Source organism: Streptomyces cyaneofuscatus (genome assembly GCF_033109485.1).
Classification (GTDB): domain Bacteria; phylum Actinomycetota; class Actinomycetes; order Streptomycetales; family Streptomycetaceae; genus Streptomyces; species Streptomyces cyaneofuscatus.
Genome location: NZ_CP137002.1, coordinates 3,306,670 through 3,327,987 on the forward strand (window position 1 = coordinate 3,306,670; position 21,318 = coordinate 3,327,987).

Here is a 21,318-nt window from a genome sequence, read left to right on the forward strand (position 1 = left end):
TCTGCAGCACACTATGCAGCATGGCGAATCCGAAGGTCCGCAAGAGCGTCCCCCTCAGCCAGGAAGATCAGGCCCACATCGAACGCCTCCGGACGACGGGCTCGCCGGAACACGAGGCGCTTGAACAGATGGCGGGCATAAGGCTGCCCGACGACGCGTCGGAAGCCGAGACTCTTCATGCCCTTCTGACCGCTGGACGCATCGCGGTGACCGAGCACGCCATGCTCACCGGCTATGCCGCTCTGGCCGCCGCCCAGGACGAGGAAGACACGTCCACGCGCCGGGCAATGCGCGCTCGCAGCGCCCGGCTGGAGGACTGACCTCCTATGGGCAATGCACTCACCCCCATCAGGGGACGGGTCTACATGGCCGACATCGGCAGTGGGCGCAAACCCTGGCTCGTCGTCTCCAACAATGCTCGCAACCGAGCATTGCAGGACTGCCTGGCGGTCCGGCTCACCACCAGCACGAAACCCGAGTTGCCGACCATCATCGAGCTCGGGTCGGCGGACCCTCTCGTGGGACGCGTGCTCTGCGATGACGTAGCCCTGCTGTACCGCACAGACTTGGAAGAGGATCGCGGCGCGCTATCCCCGCAGACCATGATGAAGGTGTCGGCAGGGCTGCGCGCCGCACTCGCGCTGTAGACCACCGGGGCCGAGGTCAGCCGTTGACGGTGGTGGTGACCGTGGCGTGGTCCAGGAACGCGGTCCAGGCGGCCGGGGCGACGGCGAAGGTGGGGCCGTCGGTGACCTTGGAGTCGCGGATGTGGACGGTGTGGGGGCAAGTGGCGACCTCTACGCAGGCGCCACCCTCGTTGTTGCTGTAGCTGGACTTCCGCCAGTCGTAGGCGACCTCGATGCAGGCTTCGCCCGTATTGCCGCTGTAGCTGGACTTGAACCAGGTCAGTCCGGGTCCGTGGTTCACAGTTGTCTCACCTTCGTCTCGATGATCTCCGCCGACTTCCAGGGGTTGTGCGCCTGGGCCCGCAGGATGCCGAAGAGGTCGAGCTGGTCGCTCACCTGCTCCGGCCTCGAGATCAACCTATCGCCGCCCTGCCCCTCCGCGAAGAGCAGATTGCGGCCTTCCGCCGTGGACATCAACTGCATGGGTCCGTTCAATCCCGCGTGCGTGTGTTGGTCCGACGGCATCAGCGGGTCAGCACCGCCTGCCGTTCCAGTCGCGCTTCGACGAGCCGCACTACCTCGGGCTCGGAGTACGCCGGTACGTGCGACCGGAACAGCGCGTACGCGTACGCCTCCGTCTGGAGCAGGCCCGGGATCAGCATGGTCTCGTAGGCGCTGATGACCCGCGCGAGCCGTTCCAGCCGCGCCCAGTCCAGGAACTTCGGCGGGTACTTCTCCTCGTCCACCAGCTCGCAGCACGCCTCCAGCGCCCCGTCCGCCCCGAACAGCCGCTCGGCGTCCATCAGCAGATCGCGCGCGGAATGCGTTCCGCCCGTTCGACCGCGCCCATCAGGGATTCCGAGATCAGCAGCACATCCGCCGCCGTCTTCTGCGTGTGTCCGGCCCGCACCCGGTGGATACGGATCAGATCTCCCACGAGCCGCAGTCCGTGCGTCGGCTCACTACTCGTCCCCACAGCCATCCCGCCCTCCTCACATCGCATCGATGTGGACCGTGTCCTGCTGGTCACGCTACGCAGTCGGCGGAATGCTCGTAGCCATGACGAGCAAGAAACACCCCGAATGGGTACCGGCCGCCGGGCACCAACTCCACCTCACCGGGATTCACTTCGACGCCATCCGGCTCCGGGGCATCCGGGGCGAGGCCGTGCTCCAGCATCTCGCCACGCTCACCGAGGGCGAGCCGGGGCCCGTGGTGCGGGAGATGGCGGGGGCGCGGTGGACGTACTTCCTGATTCCACCGGGCGCGAGTGAAGGGTACGACTGGCCGCCGGGCGTGAAGTGCTTCGGGCCGGCCACGCGGGACGAGTGGGTGGGCATCCCGGCCCCGGACGGCAACACGTATCCGCTGAGCTGGCGGTGCGGGGCGCCGGAGGAGGACGAGTTCGTGGATCCGGAGCTGCTGCACGGGCTGGTGATGGCCCAGCTGGCTCCGGCGACCCACGAGGAGTGAGCGGGTTCAGCGGCCGGGCCGGAAGACCGGTACGGCCTCTCCCGCCTCCCGGAACGTGACCGTCAGCCCCATACCGATGCGGAGGTCGCCGTGCGCGCACTCCACGACCTCCGTCATCATCCGCGGCCCCTCGGCGAGGTCGACGACAGCGGCCACGTACGGGACGCGGTCCCCGAAGGGCGGCAGGTCGTTGCGGTGGACGACCGACCACGTGTAGAGCGTCGCCCGACCGCTCGCGCGCTCCCACCCCACGTCCTCGCTCCAGCAGTACGGGCAGATTTCGCGCGGGTAGTGATGCGCCCGCCCGCACCCGCCGCACCGCCGGATCAGCAGCCGCCCCTCCCCCGCCGCGTCCCAGTAGGGGCGGGTGAAGGCGTCCGGCTCCGGGAGGTCGAAGCGCGGGCCCGGCGCCGGCCGGTCCGCGCTCACAGGAACAGCCCGAACGCCGCGTCCAGCGACCACGTCTGCCAGGCCATCGCGAACAGGGCCACCAGCGAGATCAGGGCCATCATCGCGTTCTGCCCCTGCTCGGCCCAGTCGTGGATCATCAGGACCAGGTAGAGCAGGTTGAGAAGGAGGCCGGCGATCAGGGCGATCGGGGTGAGGAAGCCCGTCACCAGGCCCAGTCCGAGGGCGAGTTCGGCGTAGACGACTACGTACGCGATCGCCTTCGGGCGCGGTTCCACGACCCGCCGGAAGCCGGTGCGCACCACACCCCACCGGTGCTTGCCCGCGACGTCCGCCGCCCAGGCGATCCCCGTGCCCCGCTCGAACCAGCCCTTCCTGTCCTTGTGCCGCCAGCTCTCCAGCCACCACAGGCCGAGGCCTATACGGAGGACGGCGAGCCATTCCGCACCGCTGAGCCAGATCGTCTGCATCGGGCAGCTCCTCCGGACGTCTAGAATCTGACGGTACGTCAGTTCAGCGGATGCGGGCCGCCCCGCGCAAGGGGTCTGCACGGACCGGCGCGCCTCCTAGCGCCGCTGCCTGCGCCCCAGCAGCCACGCCAGGTAGACCCCGCCCAGCGCGCCCGTCACCACCCCTACCGGCAGCGGGCCCGCCGTCGGCAGGGTGACGGCCACCAGGTCGGAGGCGGAGAGCAGCAGGGCGCCCATCGCGGCGGCGGGCAGCAGCCCCGTTCCCGTACCGCGGCTGAGGCGGCGGGCCAGCTGCGGTGCGCAGAGCGCCACGAACACGATCGGGCCGGCCACCGAGACCGCCACCGCGCTGAGCCCCACCGCGATCAGGAGCACCATCGCCCGGGTGCGGCCCGCGTCGACGCCCAGGCCGCCCGCCGCCTCGTCGCCCATCTCCAGCAGGTCCAGGCGGCGGACCAGCGGAAGAGCGAGCAGGAGCAGGGCCGCCAGGGCGAGGAGGGCCGGGAGGATCTGGTGGCGTTCCGTGGAGCCGAGGCTGCCGATCAGCCAGAGCTGGGCCGACTGGGCGTGGTCCAGGGCGGCCCGGGTCAGCAGGTACGCGTTGACCGAGGCCAGCAGTGAACCGACCGCGATCCCGGCGAGGATGAGCCGGTTACCCCGGAACGAGCCGCGTCGGGCGAGGAGTTGCACGATGAGCGCCGTGGCCAGGCCACCTCCTGCCGCGCCCACCGCCACGTACGCCGGGTTCCCGTGCAGCAGGACCAGCAACGCACCTGTCGCCGCACCGGAGTTGAAGCCCACGATGTCCGGGCTGCCGAGCGGGTTCCGGGAGAGCTGCTGGAACAGCGCCCCGGCCGCGCCCAGCGCCGCGCCGACGACGAGCCCGAGCGCCACCCGGGGCAGCCGCAGCTCCAGCACCACGAACGCGGCCTGCTCCGAGCCCGCGCCGAACAGGGCGCCGAGCACTTCGGCGGGCGGTACGAGGCCGTCCCGGGTGAGCGCGAGGGCGCCGCTGCCCGCCGCGAGGAGGGCCAGGAGGAGGGTGACGGCGAGGGGGCGGGGGCGCAGGCGGAGGGAGAGGCCACCGGGGGCGAGGCGGAGGGTCCGGCGGGCGGGGCCCCGGCCGCGTACGGTCATGGGCTTGCCGAGAGCGCTCATGCCGTCGCCACCGCCTTCCGCGAGGCGGACCGCCGCCTGTTGCGGCCGATCAGCCAGATCAGTACCGGCGCTCCCACGAACGCCGTCACGATGCCCACCTGGATCTCGGCGGGCCGCGCGATGACCCGGCCCACGATGTCCGCGACGAGCAGCAGGCCCGCGCCGATGAGGACCGCGTACGGCATCAGGCGGCGGTGGTCGGGGCCGGTGAGGAGGCGGGCCACGTGCGGGGCGACCAGGCCGATGAAGCCGACCGGGCCGATGGCGGCGGTGGCGGCGCCGCTGAGGAGCACCGTGGCGAGCGTGCCGAGCAGGCGTACGCGTCCGGGGGCGACGCCCAGCGCCCGGCCCGCCTCGTCGCCCAGCGCGAACGCGTTGAGGGCGGGCGCGACGGTGAGCGCCAGCACCGCACCGGCCAGGAGGAACGGCAACACCTCCCACAACACCGGGAGTTCGCGGCCGGAGAGGGTGCCGACGGACCAGATGCGCAGGGTCCCGTACGCGTCCGCGTCCAGCACCCCCAGCCCGCTGACCACCGCGCCGAGCACGGCCGTGACGGCCACCCCGGCGAGCACGAGCCCTTCGGGGGTGCCGCGGCCCGCACCCCGTCCGCCGAGCAGGTACACCACGACCACCGCGACCGCCGCCCCGAGCAGCGCCCACCAGACGACGGCCTGGAGCGAGCGCGTACCGAGCAACACGGTCGCGGCGACGACGGCGCAGGCGGCCCCGGTGTTGACGCCGAGGATGCCGGGGTCGGCCAGGGGGTTACGGGTCATGCCCTGCATCACCGCCCCGGCCAGGCCGAGCGCCGCTCCGGCGGTGACGGCGAGGAGCGTGCGCGGCACCCGGACCTCGCGGACCAGCGAGGCGTGCGGGGCGTCCGGGTCGAACAGTGCGGCCAGCACCTCGGCCGGGGGCACGGGCTGCGCGCCCACGGCGAGGCCGCCGGCCACGGCGAGGGCCAGGAGGACCAGCCCCGCCGTGAGCCCGGCGGCGTACCGTACGCGTACGGCGGATTTCTTGGGGACCACCGTCAGCCGAAGGCCTTCTCGATCTTGTCGATCAGGTTGCCCGCGCTGTAGTAGTCCAGCCGGAAGGTGTCGAGGCCCAGGTCGTACACGCGCTTGTCCTTGACGGCGGCCAGGTCCTTCCAGACCGGGCGCGCGGTGGCGGCGGTGATCTCCTCGGGGGTGTGGCTGACGAAGAGGAGCGAGCTGTCCTTCGCGGTGTCGGCGACCTTCTCCTGGCTGAACTCGGCGAAGTCCGAACGGCCGCCCTGCGTCTGGCCCTTGCCGGCCGGCGGTTCGAGGACGGTGAAGCCGAGCGAGGTGAGGAGCCGGCCCTGGGCGGACTCGGGGGTGAAGACGGTCATCGCGGACTGGTTGTCACGGACGAGCGCGGCGGACTGCTTCGGCACGGCGATGGCGGCCTTGACCTCGCCGACCCGCTTCTCGTGGGCGGCGACGACCTCGGTCGCACGCTTCTCCAGGCCGAGGTCCTTGCCGAGGCGGGCGGTGAGGTCCTGCCAGGAGACGTCGTCGTGGCGGTAGAGGAGGGTGGGGGCGACGACGGAGAGCTTGTCGTAGAACTTCTCGGCGTTCTCCGCGCCGGAGGAGGCGCCGATGATGAGGTCCGGCTTCAGTGCCAGCACTTTCTCCACGTCGGGCTCGAAGCCCTGGTAGGCGACCTTGACGCTGTTCTTGGCGGCGGCGTCGGACCACTGGGTGAAGAAGCCCTGCTTGTCGGTGATGACCGAGGGCGGGGTGGCCTGGGAGGCGATGACCGGGGCGTCGAGCGCGAGCAGGTGGCCGGTCATGGTGACGCTGACCGAGACGATGCGCTTCGGCTGGGCGGGCACCTTCTCCGTCGTACCGGCGTCGTGCTTCACGGAGCGGGTGGTGGCGGCCGCCTTGTCGCCGCCCTTGTCGCCCTTGGTGCTCGCGTCGGCCGCATCGCTTCCGCCGCCACCGCAGGCGGTGAGCGCGAGGAGCCCGGCGACGACGACCGCCGCCCCCTTGAACCGAGCCCGGAGCTGTCTGCCGTTCATGTACGTCCCACCCCTTCGACCGCCGGGCGGGCGCGCGGCACTGCACCGCGCGAGGGCCCCCCGATGGTCACCTCACAACAATCGAAGCAAGGTTAGCCTTACCTTAGATGGGGCGAGGGGTGCGAAGGGGCGGCAATCACCGCATCCCGCCCCCCGTGATCAATTCGCAATCGTTTCCCACCTTGACCGAGACCCATCAACAGAGCGGGCGATTACGCTCCGAACCATGCCCAACAGCCCTTCCCCCACAGGCCGTACCGACGCCGTCGCCCTCACCGACCGTACGGACGACCGGCCCGTCTACGTCATCGGCGGCGGGCCCGGCGGCCTCGCCGCCGCTGCCGCGCTCCGCGACCGGGGCGTACGGGCGGTGGTCCTGGAGAAGGCGGACCGGGTCGGCGCCTCCTGGCGCGGCCACTACGACCGGCTGCACCTGCACACCACGCGGCGCTGGTCGGCGCTGCCGGGGCTGAAGATGCCGCGCAGGTTCGGCCGCTGGGTGGGCCGGGACGACGTGGTGCGGTACCTGGAGAAGTACACCGAGCACCATGAGCTGGAAGTCGTCACGGGCGTCGAGGTGAACCGGATCGACCCGGCCCCCGACGGCTCCGGCGACTGGCAGCTCACCGCGACCGGCGGCCGGGTCCTGCGGGGCCGCGCGGTCGTCATCGCCACGGGCTTCAACCACACCCCGCGCATCCCGCAGTGGCCGGGCCGCGACACGTTCACCGGGGAGCTGCTGCACGCGGCGGAGTACCGGAACCCGGCCCCGTACGCCGACAAGGACGTCCTGGTGGTCGGCATCGGCAACACGGGGGCCGAGATCGCGGCGGACCTCGCGGAAGGCGGGGCCTCCCAGGTGCGGATCGCGGTGCGCACCGCCCCGCACATCGTGCGCCGCTCCACGGCGGGGTGGCCGGCCCAGGCGACCGGCATCCTGGTCCGCCGGCTGCCGGTGCGGCTGGTGGACCGGGCGGGGGCCGTGATGGCGCGGATCGCCGTACCGGACCTGTCGGCGCAGGGGCTGCCGCGGCCGGGGACGGGCCTGTACTCGCGGGTGCGGGAGGGCGCGATCCCGGTCCAGGACGTGGGGTTGATCGACGCGGTGAAGAACGGCACGGTGACCCCCGTGGCGACCGTCGCCTCCTTCGACAAGGACGCGGTGGTCCTGGCCGACGGCACCCGCCTCACCCCGGACGCCGTGATCGCGGCGACCGGCTACACCCGTGCCCTGGAGCCGCTGGTGGGCCACCTGGACGTGCTGGACGCGCGGGGCCGCCCGGTCACCCACGGGGGCCGCACCCCGAAGCAGGCCCCGGGGCTCTACTTCACCGGCTTCACGAATCCGATCAGCGGGATGCTGCGCGAGATGGCCCTGGACGCGGGGAAGATCGCCAAGAGGGTGGCGCGGGCGCACTGAGGTCCGGCGGCCGCCGCTGCGGAAGGCCCGTCGGCCGCCACTGCGGGAGACCCCGCGGCCGCCGCTACGGAAGGTCCTCCAGCCGCTCCATGTTGGCCTCGCCCCACTCGCCGAGCGGGGTGAGCGCGGTGATGAGCGAACGGCCGAACTCCGTCAGCGAGTACTCCACCTTCGGCGGCACCTGCTGGTGCACCTCGCGGTGCACCAGGCCGCTCGCCTCCAGTTCGCGCAGCTGGAGGATCAGCATGCGCTCACTGATCCCGGCCACGGTCCGGCGCAACTCGCCGAAACGCAGGGGGCCTTCGTCGAGCCAGAACAGAATCAGGCCCTTCCACTTCCCTCCCATGACATCGATGGCGGCATCCAGTCCGCAGGTGTAACTCCGCTTCGGCATCTGCCCTCCCTGAAGGCTCACCACTGACAGAACTGTGGGTACCGAACAGAATTGTAGGTACTTGCGGAAGATTCAGTGCCCTCGCAGCATGGAACAGCCGGCGCGCAGGGAGCCCACGACTCCCCTGCCTGCGCCTGCCCTTCACTCCCTCTCGCTGACGCAGGAGCACCCCATGACCGAGCACTCCATGACCGAGCACCCCCGCACGCCCGTGACCGTCATCGGACTGGGCTCGATGGGCCGCGCGCTGGCCGAGGCGTACATCAAGACCGGGCATCCGACCACCGTCTGGAACAGGACCCCGTCGAAGGGCACGCCCCTGGTGGCGCTCGGGGCCCGGCAGGCGCGGAGGGTCGACGAGGCCGTGGCGGCGAGCCCTCTGGTCATCGCCTGTCTGACCACGTTCGAGTCCACCGTCGAGGCGCTGGGACCGGCCGCCACGACGATCGGGGGGCGCACCCTGGTGACCCTGAACAGCGGGTCGCCGGCCGGGGCCCGGGCGATGGCCGACTGGGCGCTCGGGCACGGCGCGCGGTACCTCGGCGGGGCGGTCAAGAACGTTCCGTCCGCCGTGGGCGCCGAGGACACCCTGCTGTACTACGGCGGCGACCGGGGTGTCTTCGACGAGCACGCGGCCACCCTGCGGGTGCTGGGCGGCGACACCGTACACCTCGGCGACGACCCCGATCTCGCCGCGCTGTACGAGATGGCGGTGGGCGGCACGCTGCTGCCCGCGCTCGTCGGCTTCTTCCAGGGTGCGGCGGCGCTCCGGGCGCGCGGGCTCGACGCCGCCTCGATGGTGCGGTTCGGGGTCAAGTGGTTCGAGATGATCGGAGCACTCCTTCCGGTCTTCGCCGGGGAGATCGACCGGGGCGACTACGGTGATCCCGCGTCCTCGGTGGATCTGTTCCTCGCCGGAGCGGCCCACGACGTGGCGTTCGCCGAGGAGGCGGGGCTCGACGTGGGGTGGCACCGGCCGTTCCACGACCTGCTGCGGCGGGCCGTCGACGCCGGTCATGGGGGCCACAGCATCTCGGCCCTGACCGAGGTGCTCAGGAGCCCGGCGCACCCGGCGTAGATCAGTACGAGGTGACCCTCGCGCAGTACGGGGGTGGGGCCGGGTGAGCAGTCCGGACAGTCCGGAGCACGGGCCGTCTACAGTCCGGAGCACGGGGCGTCTGTAGTCCGGAGCACGGCGCGACTGTGCCTATCGTGGCGCCATGGACGTGTTCGACGAGCTGTTGCGGGGCGTGCGGGGCAAGGGTGCGGTGTTCGGGCGGTCGGTGCTGTGGCCGCCGTACTCCCTGCGATTCACGGACGGGGCCTACCTGACCCTGTGCCTGCCGATGCGGGGGGCCGGGTGGCTCGTGCCGGAGGGCGGCGAACCGCTGCGGCTGGCCGCCGGGGCGGCCGCGATCGTCCGGGGTCCGGCCCCGTTCACCTTCACCGACGACCCGGCGGGCGGTACGGGGGCGGGGGTACGGGAGGTGCGCTGGGGCGCCGACCCGGCGCCCGCGCCCGAACTGGCCGCCGTCCCCGGCCCGGGGGCCGAACTGGACGGTCCCACCGTGCTGTTGGCCGCCGCCTACGACGTACAGGCGCAGGTTCCCCAGCGGTTGCTGCGGGCCCTCCCGCCGGCGCTCGTCGTGCCCGACGAGGAGGACTGCGGGCCGCTGCGCGACTACCTGGCCGCCCAGATCGGCGGCGCGCGGCCCGGGTACCAGATCGTGCTGGACCGGCTGCTGGACTGGCTGCTCGTGTGCACCCTGCGGGACTGGTTCGACCGCCCGGAGGCCGAGCCGCCGGGGTGGTACGGGGCCCTGGCCGACGAGGTCGCGGGACCCGCGCTGCGGGCGATGCACGAGGAACCGGCGCACCCCTGGACGACGGCCGAGCTGGCGGCCCGGGCCGGGGTCTCGCGGACCACGCTGGCGAAGCGCTTCACGGAGCTGGTCGGCGACGGCCCGGTGGCGTACCTGACCGAGTGGCGCATGGCCCTCGCCGCCGACCTGCTGACCCGTCCGGAGCTGACGGTGGCGGCGGTGGCCCGGCGGGTCGGCTACGCGGACGCGTTCGGCTTCAGCGCGGCGTTCAAACGGCTCCGGGGCGAGAGCCCGAGCGCGTTCCGCCGGGAGGCCACGGCGGGCGGGCGGGCACCTCTCCCCACCTCCTTGACGTCAACTTAACTTGAGGTTCTACGTTGAGCCCATCAGCCGACGACCCCAAGGAGAGCCCGTCATGACGCTCCGTCAGCTCACCGACGCCGAACTCGCCGCCCAGCCCGCCGCCTACTGGACCGGCGTGGCCTACGAGGCGCTCATCGCCTTCATCCGGGAGCGGCAGGCCGAACTCGGTTTCACCCAGCCCCAGTTCTGGCTGCTACGCAACCTGTCGGCGAACGACCTCTCCCCCGACGGCCGGGGCCTGACCGTCCCCGAGCTCCAGCAGGCCATGAGCACCTACATCCGGTTCGAGGACGACCTGGCGGCCGAGTCGGAGGTGCTGGTGGAGCGTGGCTGGCTCACCCGGGACGAGGACGGACGGCTGTGGATCACCGAGGCGGGGGAGGAGGCCCGGGCCGGGCTCAAGCGGCACGCCCCGGGCATCCGTGCCCGCGTCCACCAGGGCATCGACGACGCCGATTACGTCACCGCCCTCAAGGTGCTCCGGCAGATGATCCGCAACACGGGTGGTGAAGCGGACACCCTCTAGGCGGTCCCGCCGCCGCTCAGCCCCAGACGCCCGCCGCCGCCGCGTCCCGGAAGACGTCGGCGACGTCGCGCGGGGGGCGGCCCAGGGCGCGGCGGACGCCGTCCTTCAGCGGGGCCTCCCGGCTCGTGCGGATCGGGTCCAGGCCGCCCGTCCAGAGCTCGATGTCCGTCTCCGACATGCCCTGCTCGACCAGCCCCTTCCGGAAGTCCGCCGGGTCGACCGGGACGTAGGAGGCGCGCGGGCCGCCGGTCGCCTTCGCGATCTCGTCCAGGGCCTCGGCGACGCTCAGCGCGCGGGGGCCCGACAGCTCGTAGACCTCGCCGTCGTGGCCGTCCTCGGTGAGCGCCGCCACCGCCACCGCCGCGATGTCGTCGGTGTCGATGTACGCCGCCTTGCCGTCCCCGACCGGGAGGACCAGTTCGCCGGCGCGTACGCCGTCGACGAAGGCGCCCTCGGTGAAGTTCTGGGTGAACCAGCCGGGGCGCAGGATCGTCCAGGCCGGACCGGCGGAGCGCACGGCCTCCTCGCCCTGGAAGTGCGGGCCCCGGTTGAGGAGGGTGTCGCCGAAGTAGCCCGGCTCGTCCACGCCCCGCGCCGAGAGCAGCACGATCCGCCGCACCCCGGCCGCCACGGCCTGCTCGACGAAGGCGGGCGTCGGGGACGGCACGGTGTCCAGCGGGACGATGTAGACGGCGGCGGCCCCCTCCAGGGCGGGCGCCCAGGTGGCCGGGTCCTCCCAGTCGAACGGGGTCTCACCGGACCGGGAGGCCGCCCGGGTCTCCACCCCCAGCTCGCGGAGGCGGGCCACCACGCGGCGGCCGGTCTTGCCGGTGCCGCCGGTCACCAGGACCGGGGACAGGGGCCGAGGGGCGGGCTGTCCCGGTGTTGCGTCTGCTGTCGTTGTCATGGATCAAGCCTTGCCCGGCTCCCCCTGTCCCGCCATGGTTCAGCGTCCGGGAGGGATGTCCGACCGTCCGGCCGGCCGCCCGGAAACACCTGAGGCCCGGGAGAAACGTCTGAGGCCCGGATCCAGGGGATCCGGGCCTCAGACGTATTCCATCAGTAGCGGGGACAGGATTTGAACCTGCGACCTCTGGGTTATGAGCCCAGCGAGCTACCGAGCTGCTCCACCCCGCGTCGGTGAACCCAACCCTACGCCACTTCGCACCCCGCCGTGACCAGCGGCAAGCCGCCGCCCGGGGCCGCCCGGAGGCCGCCCGGAGCCTTTGCCTGCACGACCATTCCTGACGGGCCGTCAGTTCAGTAACCTGACAGAGCGTCAGCCAACCGCATGACCATCGCGCAGGACCATCGAGCAGGAGTGGCGGAACGATGCTTGGATCGACTCACGGCACCCTCACCACCGACTTCCGCGCCCGGGTGGTGGCCTGCGGCGAGGAGCCGCACGCCTCCGTCGTCAGCCTGCCCACCGCCACCCGGCAGGGCGGGCTCGATGTCAGCGGCCGGCCGCTGCACCTGGCCGTGCCCGACCTGGACCGCTTCTTCCGGCCGCGCTCCGTGGCCGTCGTCGGCGCCTCCGACACCGAGGGGCGCCCCAACACCGGCATCACCCGGCAGCTCATCGCCTGGGCCGAGCGCGTCGGGGCGCGGCTGCACCCCGTGCACCCGGCCCGGGACGCCGTCTTCGGGCGGCCCTGCGTCCCCTCGGTCGCCGCCCTGCCCGAACCCGTCGACCTGGCGGTCCTGCTGGTCGCCGACCCGCTCCCGGTGATCGAGGAGCTGGCGGAGGCCAAGGTCCCCTTCGCCGTGGCCTTCGCCTCCGGGTTCGCCGAGACCGGGGAGGCGGGCGCGGTGGCACAGGCCCGGCTGGCGGCGGCCGTGGAGCGGTCCGGCGTACGGCTGCTCGGGCCGAACACCAACCTGAACGCCTTCGAGGAGTTCCGGGACGACCTGGAGGGCCCCGCCATCGCCCTCATCACCCAGTCCGGTCACCAGGGCCGCCCCGTCTACGCCCTCCAGGAGCTGGGCATCCGGCTCTCGCACTGGGCGCCCACGGGCAACGAGGCCGATCTGGAGACCGCCGACTTCCTCGCGTACTTCGCGCAGCGACCCGAGGTGGGGGCCATCGCCTGTTACGTGGAGGGTCTCAAGGACGGCCGCTCCTTCCTGCTCGCCGCCGACCGGGCCGCCCGCGCGGGGGTGCCGGTGGTGGCGGTGAAGGTGGGGCGCACGGAGGCAGGGGCCGAGGCCGCCGCCTCGCACACCGGGAAGCTGACCGGGGCGGACCAGGTGGTGGACGCGGCGATGCGGCAGTTCGGGGTGGTCCGGGTGGACGGCCTCGACGAACTCCAGGACACCGCAGCCCTGTTGGCCCGGGCCCGGCCGCCGCAGGCCGAGGGCGTCGCCGTGTACTCCATCTCCGGCGGCACCGGCGCCCACTTCGCCGACCTGGCCACGGCCGCCGGGCTCGTCCTGCCTGCCCTCTCCCCCGCCAAGCAGGACGAGCTGCACACGTGGATACCCGGCTACCTCAACGTGGCCAACCCCATCGACAACGGCGGCCACCCGGTGGGCGACCACCGCGGCCGGAAGATCATCGACGCGGTCCTCGCCGATCCCTCCGTGGGGGTCCTGATCTGTCCGATCACCGGCCCGTTCCCGCCCATGAGCGACCGCCTCGCCCAGGACCTCGTGGACGCGGCCGAGGCCACCGACAAGCTGGTCTGCGTGATCTGGGGCTCCCCCGTGGGTACCGAGGACGCCTACCGCACCACGCTCCTCGGCTCGTCCCGCGTCGCCACCTTCCGTACGTTCTCCAACTGCGTCACCGCCGTGAAGGCCTACCTGGACCACCACCGCTTCGCCTCCGGCTACCGCTCCCCCTTCGACGAGGCCCCCCGCACCCCCTCCCCCTCCTTCCGCAAGGCGCGGGGCCTGATGCGCCCGGGGCAGCAGCTCAGCGAGCACGCGGCGAAGCAACTCCTGCGCGCGTACGGGATCCGGGTGCCGCGCGAGCAGCTGGTGACGAGCGCGGCGGGCGCCGTCCGGGCGGCCGGGCCGGTCGGCTACCCCGTCGTGATGAAGGCCTCCGGGCCCCACCTCGCCCACAAGACGGAGCTGGGCCTGGTGAAGGTGGGCCTCACCTCAGCCAGCCAAGTGCGCGATGCGTACCGCGAGTTGACCGACATCGCCCGCTTCGAATCCGTCGACCTGGACGGCATCCTGGTCTGCCAGATGATCGACCGGGGCGTCGAGATGATGGTCGGCGTCACCCACGACGCCCTCTTCGGACCGACCGTCACGGTCGGGCTCGGCGGGGTCCTGGTGGAGGTGCTGCACGACACGGCGGTACGGGTGCCCCCCTTCGGCGAGAAGGAGGCGCGGGACATGCTCGGCGAGCTGCGCGGCCGGGCCCTGCTGGCGGGCGTACGCGGCGGGGCGCCCGTCGATGTGGACGCGCTGGTGGAGGTGGTGCTGCGGGTGCAGCGCATGGCCCTGGAGCTGGGCGACGACCTGACCGAGCTGGACATCAACCCGCTGGTGGTGCTGGGGCGCGGGCAGGGCGCGGTGGCGCTGGACGCGCTGGCGGTGTGCCGGTGAGCGCGGAGCCACTGCCGGAAGCGCCCGCCTCCGTCGCGTCCACCGAACCACTGCCCGAAACCCCCGCCTCCGCCGAGTCCACCGTCCTCCACCGCATCACCCCCGACGGCGTCTCCTGGATCACCCTCAACCGGCCCGAGGCCATGAACGCCGTCACCTGGGAGCAGCGTGAGCGGGTCATCGCCCTGCTCGCCGACGCCTCCGCCGACCCCGCCGTACGGGCCGTCGTGCTCACCGCCACCGGGCGCGGCTTCTGCGCGGGTGCCGACCTGCGCGGCGCCCCGGCCCAGGCCCGCGAGCGGGTCCCCGGGGATGTCGCCCGGACCATCCGGCTCGGCGCGCAACGGCTCATCGCCGCCGTGCTGGACTGCGAGAAGCCGGTGATCGCCGCCGTGAACGGGACCGCCGCCGGGATCGGCGCGCATCTGGCGTTCGCCTGCGATCTGGTCCTGGCGGCCGACACGGCACGGTTCATCGAGGTCTTCGTACGCCGTGGACTCGTCCCGGACGGCGGCGGCGCCTATCTGCTGCCCCGGCTGGTGGGGCCGCAGCGAGCGAAGGAGCTGATGTTCTTCGGGGACGCCCTGACGGCGGCGGACGCGGAACGGATGGGGCTGGTCAACCGGGCGGTTCCGGAAGCGGAGTTGGCCGGTCTCGCCGCCGCGTGGGCCGGGCGGCTGGCCGGCGGGCCCACCCGGGCCATCGCGCTGACCAAGCAGCTCGTGAACGACTCGTTCACCGCCGACCGGGCCACGGCGTTCGCGGCGGAGGCGGCCGCCCAGGAGATCAACATGACGACGCGGGACGCGAACGAGGGGGTCGCCTCGTTCGTGGAGCGGCGGACTCCGGAGTACCGGGGGCACTAGGGATGGCCGGCCGTCGGCGGGTTGAAGCGGGAGTAGGCGGGCGCGGACCAGCGCAGCGGGGAGGCCGACGCCACTTCCCGTACGGCGGTGATCGCGAACTCCACCAGCCGCTGCGCCCCGGGAGTCCGGGCCGCCTCCTCCTCGTCCCACACCGTGCGGGCCGAGCCGGTCAGGTGCAGGGAGGTGCCGGTCTCCCAGCCGGGGACGAAGAGACCGGCGGCCGGGTTGAGTTCGAGGTTGCCGAGGGTGAGGAACATGGCGTTGCCCGCGTAGTCGGGCCAGCGCAGGAGCCGGGGCGAGAGCACCTGGACGAAGCCGGGGTTGCCGCCCCGGTGCGAGGCGTCGGCGTCACCCCGGTCGGAGGCGGTGGCGACGAAGAAGGTGTCGGCGGCCCGGAGCGTCCGCTGCTGCGCGGGGCTCAGCTCCGTACTGTCGACGGCCTTACGGGGCAGCGGAGTTGAGGCAGCCGGGTGGTGGTGGTCGCGTTTCTGGATGTACTTGGGGCAGTTGGAGATGACCTGGTCGAGCTCGACGCGCAGCCCGTCGCCGTCGCGGACCGCCCGGCCGTTCATCCGCATCCGGCGCCGGGTGGCCGGTTCGATGCCGATCAGGCCGACGGGGACGGGCCCGGAGCCCGATCCGCTTCCGGCCCCGGTCAGGAGTGGGGCCAGCGGGTCCTCCGGTGGGGGCAGCGCCCCGATCCTCAGGGTGTGCGGCCCGGGCACGGTCAGGAAGCCCGGCTCCCCGGTGAGCTGGGTCGCCCAGATCCGGCCCCGCTCGTCCGTGGCCCCCGCCACCAGGTGGGGCTGCCGGGCGAGGAAGGCCACCGCCACGTCGGGGACGGTGTTGCCGATGGCGCCCCGCGCCTGTCCGGCCCGACGGGCGAAGCCCGCCCGTTCCTGCACGGCCCTCTCGCCGCGGTGGTAGCCGCCCATGGTTCTGCCTTTCGCCGGGAGTGCAAGCGGTCGTCCCTGGCTGCGCCTAGAAGAAACCGCAGGTGGGAGCGTTGGAGGTCGGAGCGTCGGCCGGGTCGGCCCCGGTGGAGGCGTAGATCTCCAGGCGGATGCCGTCGGGGTCGGTGAAGAAGATGCCGCCCGAGGTGCCGGTCTCCCCGTGCGGCACGACCCCGTCGTAGGCGAACGTGGCGCCGAGCGAGCGCAGCACCTCCTCGGTGGCCCGGATCTCCTCGACGGTGTCGACCTGGAAGGAGAGGTGGTGCAGGCCGGGCAGCGCGGGGGCGAACGTGCCCTCGCTCTGCTGCCACAGGGTCACCACGAGCCGGGAGTCCCGCCCGAGGAAGGCCCAGCGGCGGTCGCCGTCCTTGCCCTCGCCCAACAGCTCGAAGTCGAAGACCTCGCGGTAGAAGGCGATCGAACGGTCCAGGTCGGTGACGTTGAGGCCGATGTGGCCGGTCTGCAGGTTCTTCGCCTTGCTCATGGATCGGTCCCCACGCTTTCGGTCGGGGCCGCGAGGCCACCTCGCAACCAGTAAAACCGAATTTAAAGGTTAGAACCGGGACCGTCAACCGGTGAAATCCCCTTGTCCGGTTAGAATGGAGAGCACACCTGGGGACGCACCTAGGCGCACTCCTCGCGACGGAAGGACCCGCACCCGTGCCGAACCCCCCGGGGCCCGACCCCCGGCCGCTGACCGGCGAACCGCTCGCGCTGGACCTGCTCAACACCCGCTGGATCGGCGCGGAGGGCCCGCGCGACCTGCTGGAATCCGAAGACGGCCTGGCGATCTGGCTGAACAGCGAGCCGGTACGCACCCACACGGCCGCCCTCGCCCTGCCCGTCGGCCGCGCCACCCTGGACCGGCTGCTGGAGACCCGTACGGCGCTCGAAGCGCTGGCCGCGTCCGCCGCCCGGCGGGAGCAGGCCGCGCCCGCCACCGCCGCGGCGCTCAACGAGGTGCTCTCCCACGGGCGCATCCGCCGCACCCTGGGGGCCGACGGGCTGCCGGAGTCGGCGGTGGAGCTGGACGAGGCGGCCTGGGGGCCCGCCTGGTACGCGGCCGACAACTGGCTCCACCTGGTGGCCGACCGGCCCGACCGCATCCGCCCGTGCGCCAACGACGCGTGCGTCCTGCACTTCTACGACACCTCCAAGAACGGGACCCGCCGCTGGTGCTCGATGGCCGGCTGCGGCAACCGCGCGAAGGCGCAACGCCACTACGCGCGCCGCGCCGGCGCGTGAAGCGGGCACATCCGCCGCACGCGGGTTCACATCTGACGATGCGTCAGCTCTAATGGCCGGGTGATGGGACACGCAGGCATGGCCGCCACCGCCGTCCGGTACCTCAGGTCCGTCGGCGCCGCCACGACAGCAGAGCAGCCGCCGGCGCCGCTGGAGGCGCTGCCCCGGCCCGACCTCAGGGCCGTCCGGGACGACGAGCGGCTCCCGGTCGACCCGGGCGAATTCCGGCGCGTACTGGGCCACTTCGCCAGTGGCGTCACCGTGGTCACCGCGCGCGACGCGGACGGGCCGGCCGGCTTCGCCTGCCAGTCCTTCGCCTCGCTCTCGCTGGACCCGCCGCTGGTCGCCTTCATGGTCGCCCGTACGTCGACGACCTGGCCGCGCATCGCCCGCGCCGGGGCCTTCTGCGTCAACATCCTGGGGGCCGGGCAGGGCGCGCTCTGCCGGGGGTTCGCGGTGAGCGGGGCGGACAAGTTCGCGGGGGTCGCGTACGAGGACGCCCCGGCGACCGGGTCACCACTGCTCGACTCCGTACCGGCCTGGGTGGACTGCCGCGTCCACGCCGTCCACACCGGCGGGGACCACCTCATCGTGGTCGGCAGGGTGGAGGCGCTGGGGGCGGCGGCGGAGGGCGAGCCGCTGCTGTTCCACCGGGGCGTGTTCGGCCGGTTCAGCTGCTAGCGGCCCCCGAAGCCGCTCTCGCCCGCCGGATCACCAGCGACATCAGCGCGGCCACCGCGCACAGCGCCCCCGACGCATACCAGACCACGTCGTAACTGCCGAAGACGTCCCGCGCGACCCCGCCGAGGAACGCCACGACCGCCGCGCCCACCTGGTGCGAGGCCAGCACCCAGCCGAAGACGATCGCGCTGTCCTCGCCGTACTGCTCCCGGCAGAGCGCCAGCGTCGGCGGGACCGTGGCGACCCAGTCGAGGCCGTAGAACACGATGAAGAAGACCATCGGCGGCCGCACGTCGGGCGCCATCAGCATCGGGAGGAAGAGCAGGGAGATCCCGCGCAGCGCGTAGTAGACGGCGAGCAGGCGGCGGGCGTCGAAACGGTCGGTGAGCCAGCCCGAGAAGATCGTCCCGATGACGTCGAAAACCCCGATCACCGCGAGCAGCGAGGCGGCGGCCGTGATCGGCATGCCGTGGTCGTGGGCGGAGGGGACGAAGTGGGTGCGGATCAGGCCGTTGGTGGAGGCCCCGCAAATCGCGAAGGTGCCCGCCAGCAGCCAGAACGGGCCGGTGCGCGCGGCCTTGAACAGCACCGACACCGTGCGGCGCGCGGCGCCCCGGGCGGGGGCGGGCTTCGCGACGTACACACCGCCGTACGGGGCGAGCCCCACATCGGCCGGGTGGTCGCGCATCAGGAGCCAGACGAACGGGACGACGACCAGGGCCGCCAGGGCGACGGTGACGGAGGCGGGCCGCCAGCCGTGCTCGTCGACGATCCAGGCGCAGAGCGGGAGGAAGACGAGCTGCCCGGAGGCGCCGGCCGCGGTGAGGATGCCGGTGACCAGGCCCCGGCGGGCGACGAACCAGCGGTTGGTGACGGTCGCGGCGAACGCCAGCGCCATGGACCCGGTGCCGAGGCCGACGAGCAGCCCCCAGTAGATCATCAGCTGCCAGGAGGCCGTCATCCAGACACTGGCGAGCGCCCCGGCCGCCACCAGGGTCAGCGCGGCCGCCACGACCCGCCGGATGCCGAACCGGTCCATCAGCGCGGCGGCGAACGGCGCGGTCAGGCCGTACAGCGCCATGTCGATGGAGACCGCGAGCCCGATCTCCCCGCGCGACCACCCGAATTCGGTGTGGAGCGGGTCGATGAGCAGGCCGGGCAGGGAGTTGAAGGCCGCGCCGCCGATGATCGTCACGAAGGTGACGGCGGCGACGATCCACGCCCGGTGGACGCGGGGGCGGCGAGGGCGCGCCTGCCGCCGGTCGTCGTCCCGGGCGGCGCTTTCGATGGTCTCGGTCACGTGGACCAGCATCTTGGCCTGCGCGTTCGCCCACGAGTGGCCGGGAGGACATGGTTCGCAGGAATCGGGCCACCCGTGCGCAACGCTCAGCCCCCAGCCGCAGCCCGGCGCCCGAGTCCGGTGCCCCCTGCACGTACCATCGCCGTCGGTCAGCGCGCGCGGCCGTCCGGCCGGGCGCCTCGTACGCAGCGCAACGGATCCGGGGGATCTCATGCAGTGGGTCGCACGTCAGCAGTTCCATCGCACATCGACGTCGATGCAGACCTGGGGGGCCGTTCTGCTGCTCGCCGCCTGCGCGTTGTGGGTGCGGCTGGCGTTCGTGCTGGTGGAGCAGTCGGACGCGTCCTGCTACGGGGAGACCCAGAACTGCGACCTGATCGAGGCCTGGCCCGGGCAGCTGACGCTCCTGGCGATCTCGGCTCCGGTCTCGGTGCTGGGCGTGGCACTGTTCGTGGCCGGGACGGTCCGCCGGCAGGCCACCGCCCACGTCCTGGAGATCATCGAGATGCAGCGGGCCGAGGCGCGGCAGAGGAAGTCGGCCTAGCGCGCCTCCGGGCCCCCGCGCGATCGCCCCAGGCCGCCGCCGCGTACGAGAACAGGTCCGCGCTCGGCGGCAGGGCCCTCACCCGAGCCCCCTCCTCTTCAGCTGCCGGATCGGCCGGGCCACCAGCAGCACCGCCACCACCCCCATGTTGACCACGGCCGCCACCACCAGCAGCTCCGGTGCGCCCACCGCCTCGGCGACCGGGCCGGCCAGGGCGCGGCCCGCCGCGACCATCAGGAGCGAACCGGCCACATCGTAGGCGTGCAGCCGGTTCAGGGCCTCCGGCGGGACGTGCGTCTGCACGGTGGTGGACCACATGACCAGCCAGAAGGCGGCTCCCGCCCCCGCCGCCAACTGCCCGGCCGCCAGCACCGGCAGCGGCATCCCGAGGGCCAGCACCACCAGGCTCACCGCAACCAGGGGCAGCGCGATCGCGCCCGCCGCGAGCGGGTGGGAGGGCCGCAGCCGCAGAGCCATGAGCCCGCCGACGACGCTGCCCGCCCCGTTGACCGCCATCAGCATGCCGTACGCCCCCGAGCCGTGGGCCTCGGTCACCAGGACGGCGGTGAGCGGGAGGATCGGGCCGAGGACCGCGAAGCCGTAGACGGTCCAGACGGCGATCACGCCCCAGAGCCAGGAGCGGGCGCGGAACTCCCGCCAGCCGTCGACGAGTTCGGCGGTGAACGTGCCGCGTACCGCGTCGTCGTGCGGGGCGGGGGCCAGGCGCATCAGGAAGAGGCAGGCGCCGGAGACGGCGAAGGTGGCCGCGTTCGCCGCGTACACGGCCCCGGCGCTCGCGAGGCCGACGAGCACGCCCGCGAAGGCCGGGCCCGCCATGGTCATCAGCGCCTCGGAGACCCGCAGGACGGCGTTGGCGCGCTGGACGTCGGTGGAGACCCGGGGCACGGTCGAGGCGACGCCGGGCTGGAAGAGCGCGGCGCCGATGCCCGCGACGGAGCTGAGGACGTAGACCGACCAGAGCGGCGGGTTGCCCAGCGCGAACGTGACGGCCAGCACCGAGGCGCCGACCAGCCGCAGCACGTCCGCGATGATCATCATGCGGCGCGGGGTGAACCGGTCCGCGAGCACCCCGCCGAACAGGACGAACACCGCCAGTGGCCCCATCCAGGCGGCCAGCGCGAACCCGACGGACGAGGCGGGACGGCCCGCGCCCAGCAACCCGGCGGTGAGGGCGACGGGGATCATGCCGTCGCCGAAGAGCGCGACCGTACGGGCCACGAAGAAGTAGCGGAAGTTACGGTTCCAGAGCCCGCCGGAACCGCCGGGGCCACGGCTGCCGATCGAGGTCAGGGGCAGGGGCGGGAGCGGGGGCGAGGGCGGGCGGGTGTCACGCGAGGCGTCGGGAATGGACGCGGTCTCTGTCGGCTTCTCCATCACGTCGCTAACCTGTACCAGCCCATGGTCTATACCAGCCAGTGAGTTTCAGCCGGTAAGCA

At 72.8% G+C, this 21,318-nt stretch carries 25 protein-coding genes, 1 tRNA gene and 1 pseudogene; 12 read left to right on the top strand and 15 right to left on the bottom strand.

Annotation, left to right across the window (positions count from 1 at the left end; genetic code table 11):
* Positions 1–20 precede the first annotated feature (20 nt).
* On the top strand, positions 21–320 hold the full coding sequence (locus tag R2B67_RS14235) for a hypothetical protein (RefSeq protein WP_317818259.1): 300 nt from the start codon (positions 21–23) through the stop codon (positions 318–320).
* 6 nt (positions 321–326) lie between these two features.
* Positions 327–647, top strand: coding sequence for a type II toxin-antitoxin system PemK/MazF family toxin (locus R2B67_RS14240; protein WP_317818260.1), 321 nt, complete (start codon positions 327–329; stop codon positions 645–647).
* A 16-nt stretch (positions 648–663) separates the two neighbouring features.
* Here the strand turns inward: R2B67_RS14240 and R2B67_RS14245 are convergent, their stop codons facing one another.
* From R2B67_RS14245 to R2B67_RS14255, 3 genes and pseudogenes are all read right to left on the bottom strand, one after another.
* Positions 664–927: a DUF397 domain-containing protein gene (locus tag R2B67_RS14245; protein WP_317818262.1), complete on the bottom strand. Its 264-nt coding sequence runs from the start codon at positions 925–927 to the stop codon at positions 664–666.
* A pseudogene (locus R2B67_RS14250) lies at positions 924–1,429 on the bottom strand (Scr1 family TA system antitoxin-like transcriptional regulator). The gene R2B67_RS14245 and the pseudogene R2B67_RS14250 overlap by 4 nt, the downstream one beginning before the upstream one ends.
* Positions 1,429–1,608, bottom strand: a complete 180-nt coding sequence (locus tag R2B67_RS14255) for a helix-turn-helix domain-containing protein (RefSeq protein WP_317818263.1) — start codon at positions 1,606–1,608, stop codon at positions 1,429–1,431. Before R2B67_RS14255 ends, R2B67_RS14250 begins: the two are co-directional and overlap by 1 nt.
* 77 nt (positions 1,609–1,685) lie before the next feature.
* On the opposite strand from R2B67_RS14255, the gene R2B67_RS14260 reads away from it, so the two are divergent.
* Positions 1,686–2,099: a hypothetical protein gene (locus tag R2B67_RS14260; protein WP_317818265.1), complete on the top strand. Its 414-nt coding sequence runs from the start codon at positions 1,686–1,688 to the stop codon at positions 2,097–2,099.
* A 6-nt stretch (positions 2,100–2,105) separates the two neighbouring features.
* Here R2B67_RS14260 and R2B67_RS14265 read toward each other — a convergent pair whose 3' ends face one another.
* The 5 genes from R2B67_RS14265 to fepB form a co-directional block, all read right to left on the bottom strand.
* Positions 2,106–2,528 (bottom strand): Zn-ribbon domain-containing OB-fold protein, encoded by a 423-nt coding sequence (locus R2B67_RS14265; protein ID WP_317818266.1) that lies wholly within the window; start codon positions 2,526–2,528, stop codon positions 2,106–2,108.
* Positions 2,525–2,977, bottom strand: coding sequence for a DoxX family protein (locus R2B67_RS14270; protein ID WP_128847207.1), 453 nt, complete (start codon positions 2,975–2,977; stop codon positions 2,525–2,527). Before R2B67_RS14270 ends, R2B67_RS14265 begins: the two co-directional genes overlap by 4 nt.
* 96 nt (positions 2,978–3,073) lie before the next feature.
* Positions 3,074–4,135, bottom strand: coding sequence for a FecCD family ABC transporter permease (locus R2B67_RS14275; RefSeq protein ID WP_317818268.1), 1,062 nt, complete (start codon positions 4,133–4,135; stop codon positions 3,074–3,076).
* Entirely contained in the window at positions 4,132–5,169 is a 1,038-nt protein-coding gene (locus R2B67_RS14280) for a FecCD family ABC transporter permease (RefSeq protein ID WP_317818269.1), read from the bottom strand. Before R2B67_RS14280 ends, R2B67_RS14275 begins: the two co-directional genes overlap by 4 nt.
* Before the next feature lie 2 nt (positions 5,170–5,171).
* Positions 5,172–6,185, bottom strand: coding sequence for a Fe2+-enterobactin ABC transporter substrate-binding protein (gene fepB, locus R2B67_RS14285; RefSeq protein ID WP_317818271.1), 1,014 nt, complete (start codon positions 6,183–6,185; stop codon positions 5,172–5,174).
* 226 nt (positions 6,186–6,411) lie between these two features.
* Between fepB and R2B67_RS14290 the strand changes: the two genes are divergently transcribed.
* Positions 6,412–7,605 (top strand): flavin-containing monooxygenase, encoded by a 1,194-nt coding sequence (locus R2B67_RS14290; protein WP_317818272.1) that lies wholly within the window; start codon positions 6,412–6,414, stop codon positions 7,603–7,605.
* A gap of 64 nt (positions 7,606–7,669) precedes the next feature.
* On the opposite strand, the gene R2B67_RS14295 is transcribed toward R2B67_RS14290, so the two are convergent.
* Positions 7,670–7,999 carry a winged helix-turn-helix transcriptional regulator gene (locus tag R2B67_RS14295; protein ID WP_317818274.1) on the bottom strand — a complete coding sequence of 110 codons (330 nt, stop codon included), beginning with the start codon at positions 7,997–7,999 and terminating at the stop codon, positions 7,670–7,672.
* Positions 8,000–8,186: 187 nt separating this feature from the next.
* Here R2B67_RS14295 and R2B67_RS14300 point away from each other — a divergent pair, with 187 nt between their 5' ends.
* The 3 genes from R2B67_RS14300 (at position 8,187) to R2B67_RS14310 (ending at position 10,711) form a co-directional block, all read left to right on the top strand.
* The gene (locus R2B67_RS14300; RefSeq protein WP_317824848.1) at positions 8,187–9,077 is read left to right on the top strand and encodes an NAD(P)-dependent oxidoreductase; all 891 of its coding nucleotides are present in this window, start codon (positions 8,187–8,189) and stop codon (positions 9,075–9,077) included.
* Between the two features lie 142 nt (positions 9,078–9,219).
* The gene (locus tag R2B67_RS14305; protein ID WP_317818275.1) at positions 9,220–10,185 is read left to right on the top strand and encodes an AraC family transcriptional regulator; all 966 of its coding nucleotides are present in this window, start codon (positions 9,220–9,222) and stop codon (positions 10,183–10,185) included.
* Between the two features lie 52 nt (positions 10,186–10,237).
* On the top strand, positions 10,238–10,711 hold the full coding sequence (locus tag R2B67_RS14310; RefSeq protein ID WP_317818276.1) for a MarR family winged helix-turn-helix transcriptional regulator: 474 nt from the start codon (positions 10,238–10,240) through the stop codon (positions 10,709–10,711).
* 16 nt (positions 10,712–10,727) lie between these two features.
* Here the strand turns inward: R2B67_RS14310 and R2B67_RS14315 are convergent, their stop codons facing one another.
* Both R2B67_RS14315 and R2B67_RS14320 read right to left on the bottom strand, forming a co-directional pair.
* Positions 10,728–11,618 carry an NAD(P)H-binding protein gene (locus R2B67_RS14315; RefSeq protein ID WP_317818278.1) on the bottom strand — a complete coding sequence of 297 codons (891 nt, stop codon included), beginning with the start codon at positions 11,616–11,618 and terminating at the stop codon, positions 10,728–10,730.
* 156 nt (positions 11,619–11,774) lie between these two features.
* Positions 11,775–11,848 (bottom strand) — tRNA-Met (locus tag R2B67_RS14320).
* 195 nt (positions 11,849–12,043) lie between these two features.
* Between R2B67_RS14320 and R2B67_RS14325 the strand changes: the two genes are divergently transcribed.
* Both R2B67_RS14325 and R2B67_RS14330 read left to right on the top strand, forming a co-directional pair.
* On the top strand, positions 12,044–14,272 hold the full coding sequence (locus tag R2B67_RS14325) for an acetate--CoA ligase family protein (protein ID WP_317818280.1): 2,229 nt from the start codon (positions 12,044–12,046) through the stop codon (positions 14,270–14,272).
* Complete coding sequence (locus tag R2B67_RS14330) at positions 14,263–15,138, top strand: enoyl-CoA hydratase/isomerase family protein (protein ID WP_381073387.1); 876 nt, start codon at positions 14,263–14,265, stop codon at positions 15,136–15,138. Before R2B67_RS14325 ends, R2B67_RS14330 begins: the two co-directional genes overlap by 10 nt.
* Here the strand turns inward: R2B67_RS14330 and R2B67_RS14335 are convergent.
* Positions 15,135–16,073 (bottom strand): pyridoxamine 5'-phosphate oxidase family protein, encoded by a 939-nt coding sequence (locus tag R2B67_RS14335; RefSeq protein WP_317818282.1) that lies wholly within the window; start codon positions 16,071–16,073, stop codon positions 15,135–15,137. The two genes, R2B67_RS14330 and R2B67_RS14335, sit on opposite strands and share 4 nt — an antisense overlap.
* A gap of 46 nt (positions 16,074–16,119) precedes the next feature.
* Complete coding sequence (locus R2B67_RS14340) at positions 16,120–16,575, bottom strand: VOC family protein (RefSeq protein ID WP_164237697.1); 456 nt, start codon at positions 16,573–16,575, stop codon at positions 16,120–16,122.
* 176 nt (positions 16,576–16,751) lie between these two features.
* Here R2B67_RS14340 and R2B67_RS14345 point away from each other — a divergent pair, with 176 nt between their 5' ends.
* Together R2B67_RS14345 and R2B67_RS14350 are read left to right on the top strand one after the other, a co-directional pair.
* On the top strand, positions 16,752–17,336 hold the full coding sequence (locus R2B67_RS14345; protein WP_317818284.1) for a CGNR zinc finger domain-containing protein: 585 nt from the start codon (positions 16,752–16,754) through the stop codon (positions 17,334–17,336).
* A gap of 78 nt (positions 17,337–17,414) precedes the next feature.
* Positions 17,415–18,017, top strand: coding sequence for a flavin reductase family protein (locus R2B67_RS14350; protein WP_317818285.1), 603 nt, complete (start codon positions 17,415–17,417; stop codon positions 18,015–18,017).
* Here R2B67_RS14350 and R2B67_RS14355 read toward each other — a convergent pair.
* A complete protein-coding gene (locus R2B67_RS14355) occupies positions 18,007–19,329 on the bottom strand; it encodes an MFS transporter (protein WP_317818287.1) in 1,323 nt (440 codons plus the stop codon). The two genes, R2B67_RS14350 and R2B67_RS14355, sit on opposite strands and share 11 nt — an antisense overlap.
* Before the next feature lie 244 nt (positions 19,330–19,573).
* On the opposite strand from R2B67_RS14355, the gene R2B67_RS14360 reads away from it, so the two are divergent.
* A complete protein-coding gene (locus R2B67_RS14360; RefSeq protein ID WP_317818289.1) occupies positions 19,574–19,861 on the top strand; it encodes a hypothetical protein in 288 nt (95 codons plus the stop codon).
* A 78-nt stretch (positions 19,862–19,939) separates the two neighbouring features.
* Here the strand turns inward: R2B67_RS14360 and R2B67_RS14365 are convergent, their stop codons facing one another.
* A complete protein-coding gene (locus R2B67_RS14365) occupies positions 19,940–21,256 on the bottom strand; it encodes an MFS transporter (RefSeq protein WP_317818290.1) in 1,317 nt (438 codons plus the stop codon).
* Positions 21,257–21,318 lie beyond the last annotated feature (62 nt).

What these genes read in the sequence shown, in the direction of transcription:
- R2B67_RS14355 (WP_317818287.1), bottom strand. Translation starts at nt 19,329, where the DNA reads ATGCTGGTCCACGTGACCGAGACCATCGAAAGCGCCGCCCGGGACGAC.
- R2B67_RS14275 (WP_317818268.1), bottom strand. Translation starts at nt 4,135, where the DNA reads ATGAGCGCTCTCGGCAAGCCCATGACCGTACGCGGCCGGGGCCCCGCC.
- R2B67_RS14260 (WP_317818265.1), top strand. Translation starts at nt 1,686, where the DNA reads ATGACGAGCAAGAAACACCCCGAATGGGTACCGGCCGCCGGGCACCAA.
- R2B67_RS14350 (WP_317818285.1), top strand. Translation starts at nt 17,415, where the DNA reads ATGGCCGCCACCGCCGTCCGGTACCTCAGGTCCGTCGGCGCCGCCACG.
- R2B67_RS14300 (WP_317824848.1), top strand. Translation starts at nt 8,187, where the DNA reads ATGACCGAGCACCCCCGCACGCCCGTGACCGTCATCGGACTGGGCTCG.
- R2B67_RS14305 (WP_317818275.1), top strand. Translation starts at nt 9,220, where the DNA reads ATGGACGTGTTCGACGAGCTGTTGCGGGGCGTGCGGGGCAAGGGTGCG.
- R2B67_RS14315 (WP_317818278.1), bottom strand. Translation starts at nt 11,618, where the DNA reads ATGACAACGACAGCAGACGCAACACCGGGACAGCCCGCCCCTCGGCCC.
- R2B67_RS14340 (WP_164237697.1), bottom strand. Translation starts at nt 16,575, where the DNA reads ATGAGCAAGGCGAAGAACCTGCAGACCGGCCACATCGGCCTCAACGTC.
- R2B67_RS14365 (WP_317818290.1), bottom strand. Translation starts at nt 21,256, where the DNA reads ATGGAGAAGCCGACAGAGACCGCGTCCATTCCCGACGCCTCGCGTGAC.
- R2B67_RS14335 (WP_317818282.1), bottom strand. Translation starts at nt 16,073, where the DNA reads ATGGGCGGCTACCACCGCGGCGAGAGGGCCGTGCAGGAACGGGCGGGC.
- R2B67_RS14360 (WP_317818289.1), top strand. Translation starts at nt 19,574, where the DNA reads ATGCAGACCTGGGGGGCCGTTCTGCTGCTCGCCGCCTGCGCGTTGTGG.
- R2B67_RS14325 (WP_317818280.1), top strand. Translation starts at nt 12,044, where the DNA reads ATGCTTGGATCGACTCACGGCACCCTCACCACCGACTTCCGCGCCCGG.
- R2B67_RS14290 (WP_317818272.1), top strand. Translation starts at nt 6,412, where the DNA reads ATGCCCAACAGCCCTTCCCCCACAGGCCGTACCGACGCCGTCGCCCTC.
- R2B67_RS14310 (WP_317818276.1), top strand. Translation starts at nt 10,238, where the DNA reads ATGACGCTCCGTCAGCTCACCGACGCCGAACTCGCCGCCCAGCCCGCC.
- R2B67_RS14235 (WP_317818259.1), top strand. Translation starts at nt 21, where the DNA reads ATGGCGAATCCGAAGGTCCGCAAGAGCGTCCCCCTCAGCCAGGAAGAT.
- R2B67_RS14240 (WP_317818260.1), top strand. Translation starts at nt 327, where the DNA reads ATGGGCAATGCACTCACCCCCATCAGGGGACGGGTCTACATGGCCGAC.
- fepB (WP_317818271.1), bottom strand. Translation starts at nt 6,185, where the DNA reads ATGAACGGCAGACAGCTCCGGGCTCGGTTCAAGGGGGCGGCGGTCGTC.
- R2B67_RS14255 (WP_317818263.1), bottom strand. Translation starts at nt 1,608, where the DNA reads ATGGCTGTGGGGACGAGTAGTGAGCCGACGCACGGACTGCGGCTCGTG.
- R2B67_RS14295 (WP_317818274.1), bottom strand. Translation starts at nt 7,999, where the DNA reads ATGCCGAAGCGGAGTTACACCTGCGGACTGGATGCCGCCATCGATGTC.
- R2B67_RS14270 (WP_128847207.1), bottom strand. Translation starts at nt 2,977, where the DNA reads ATGCAGACGATCTGGCTCAGCGGTGCGGAATGGCTCGCCGTCCTCCGT.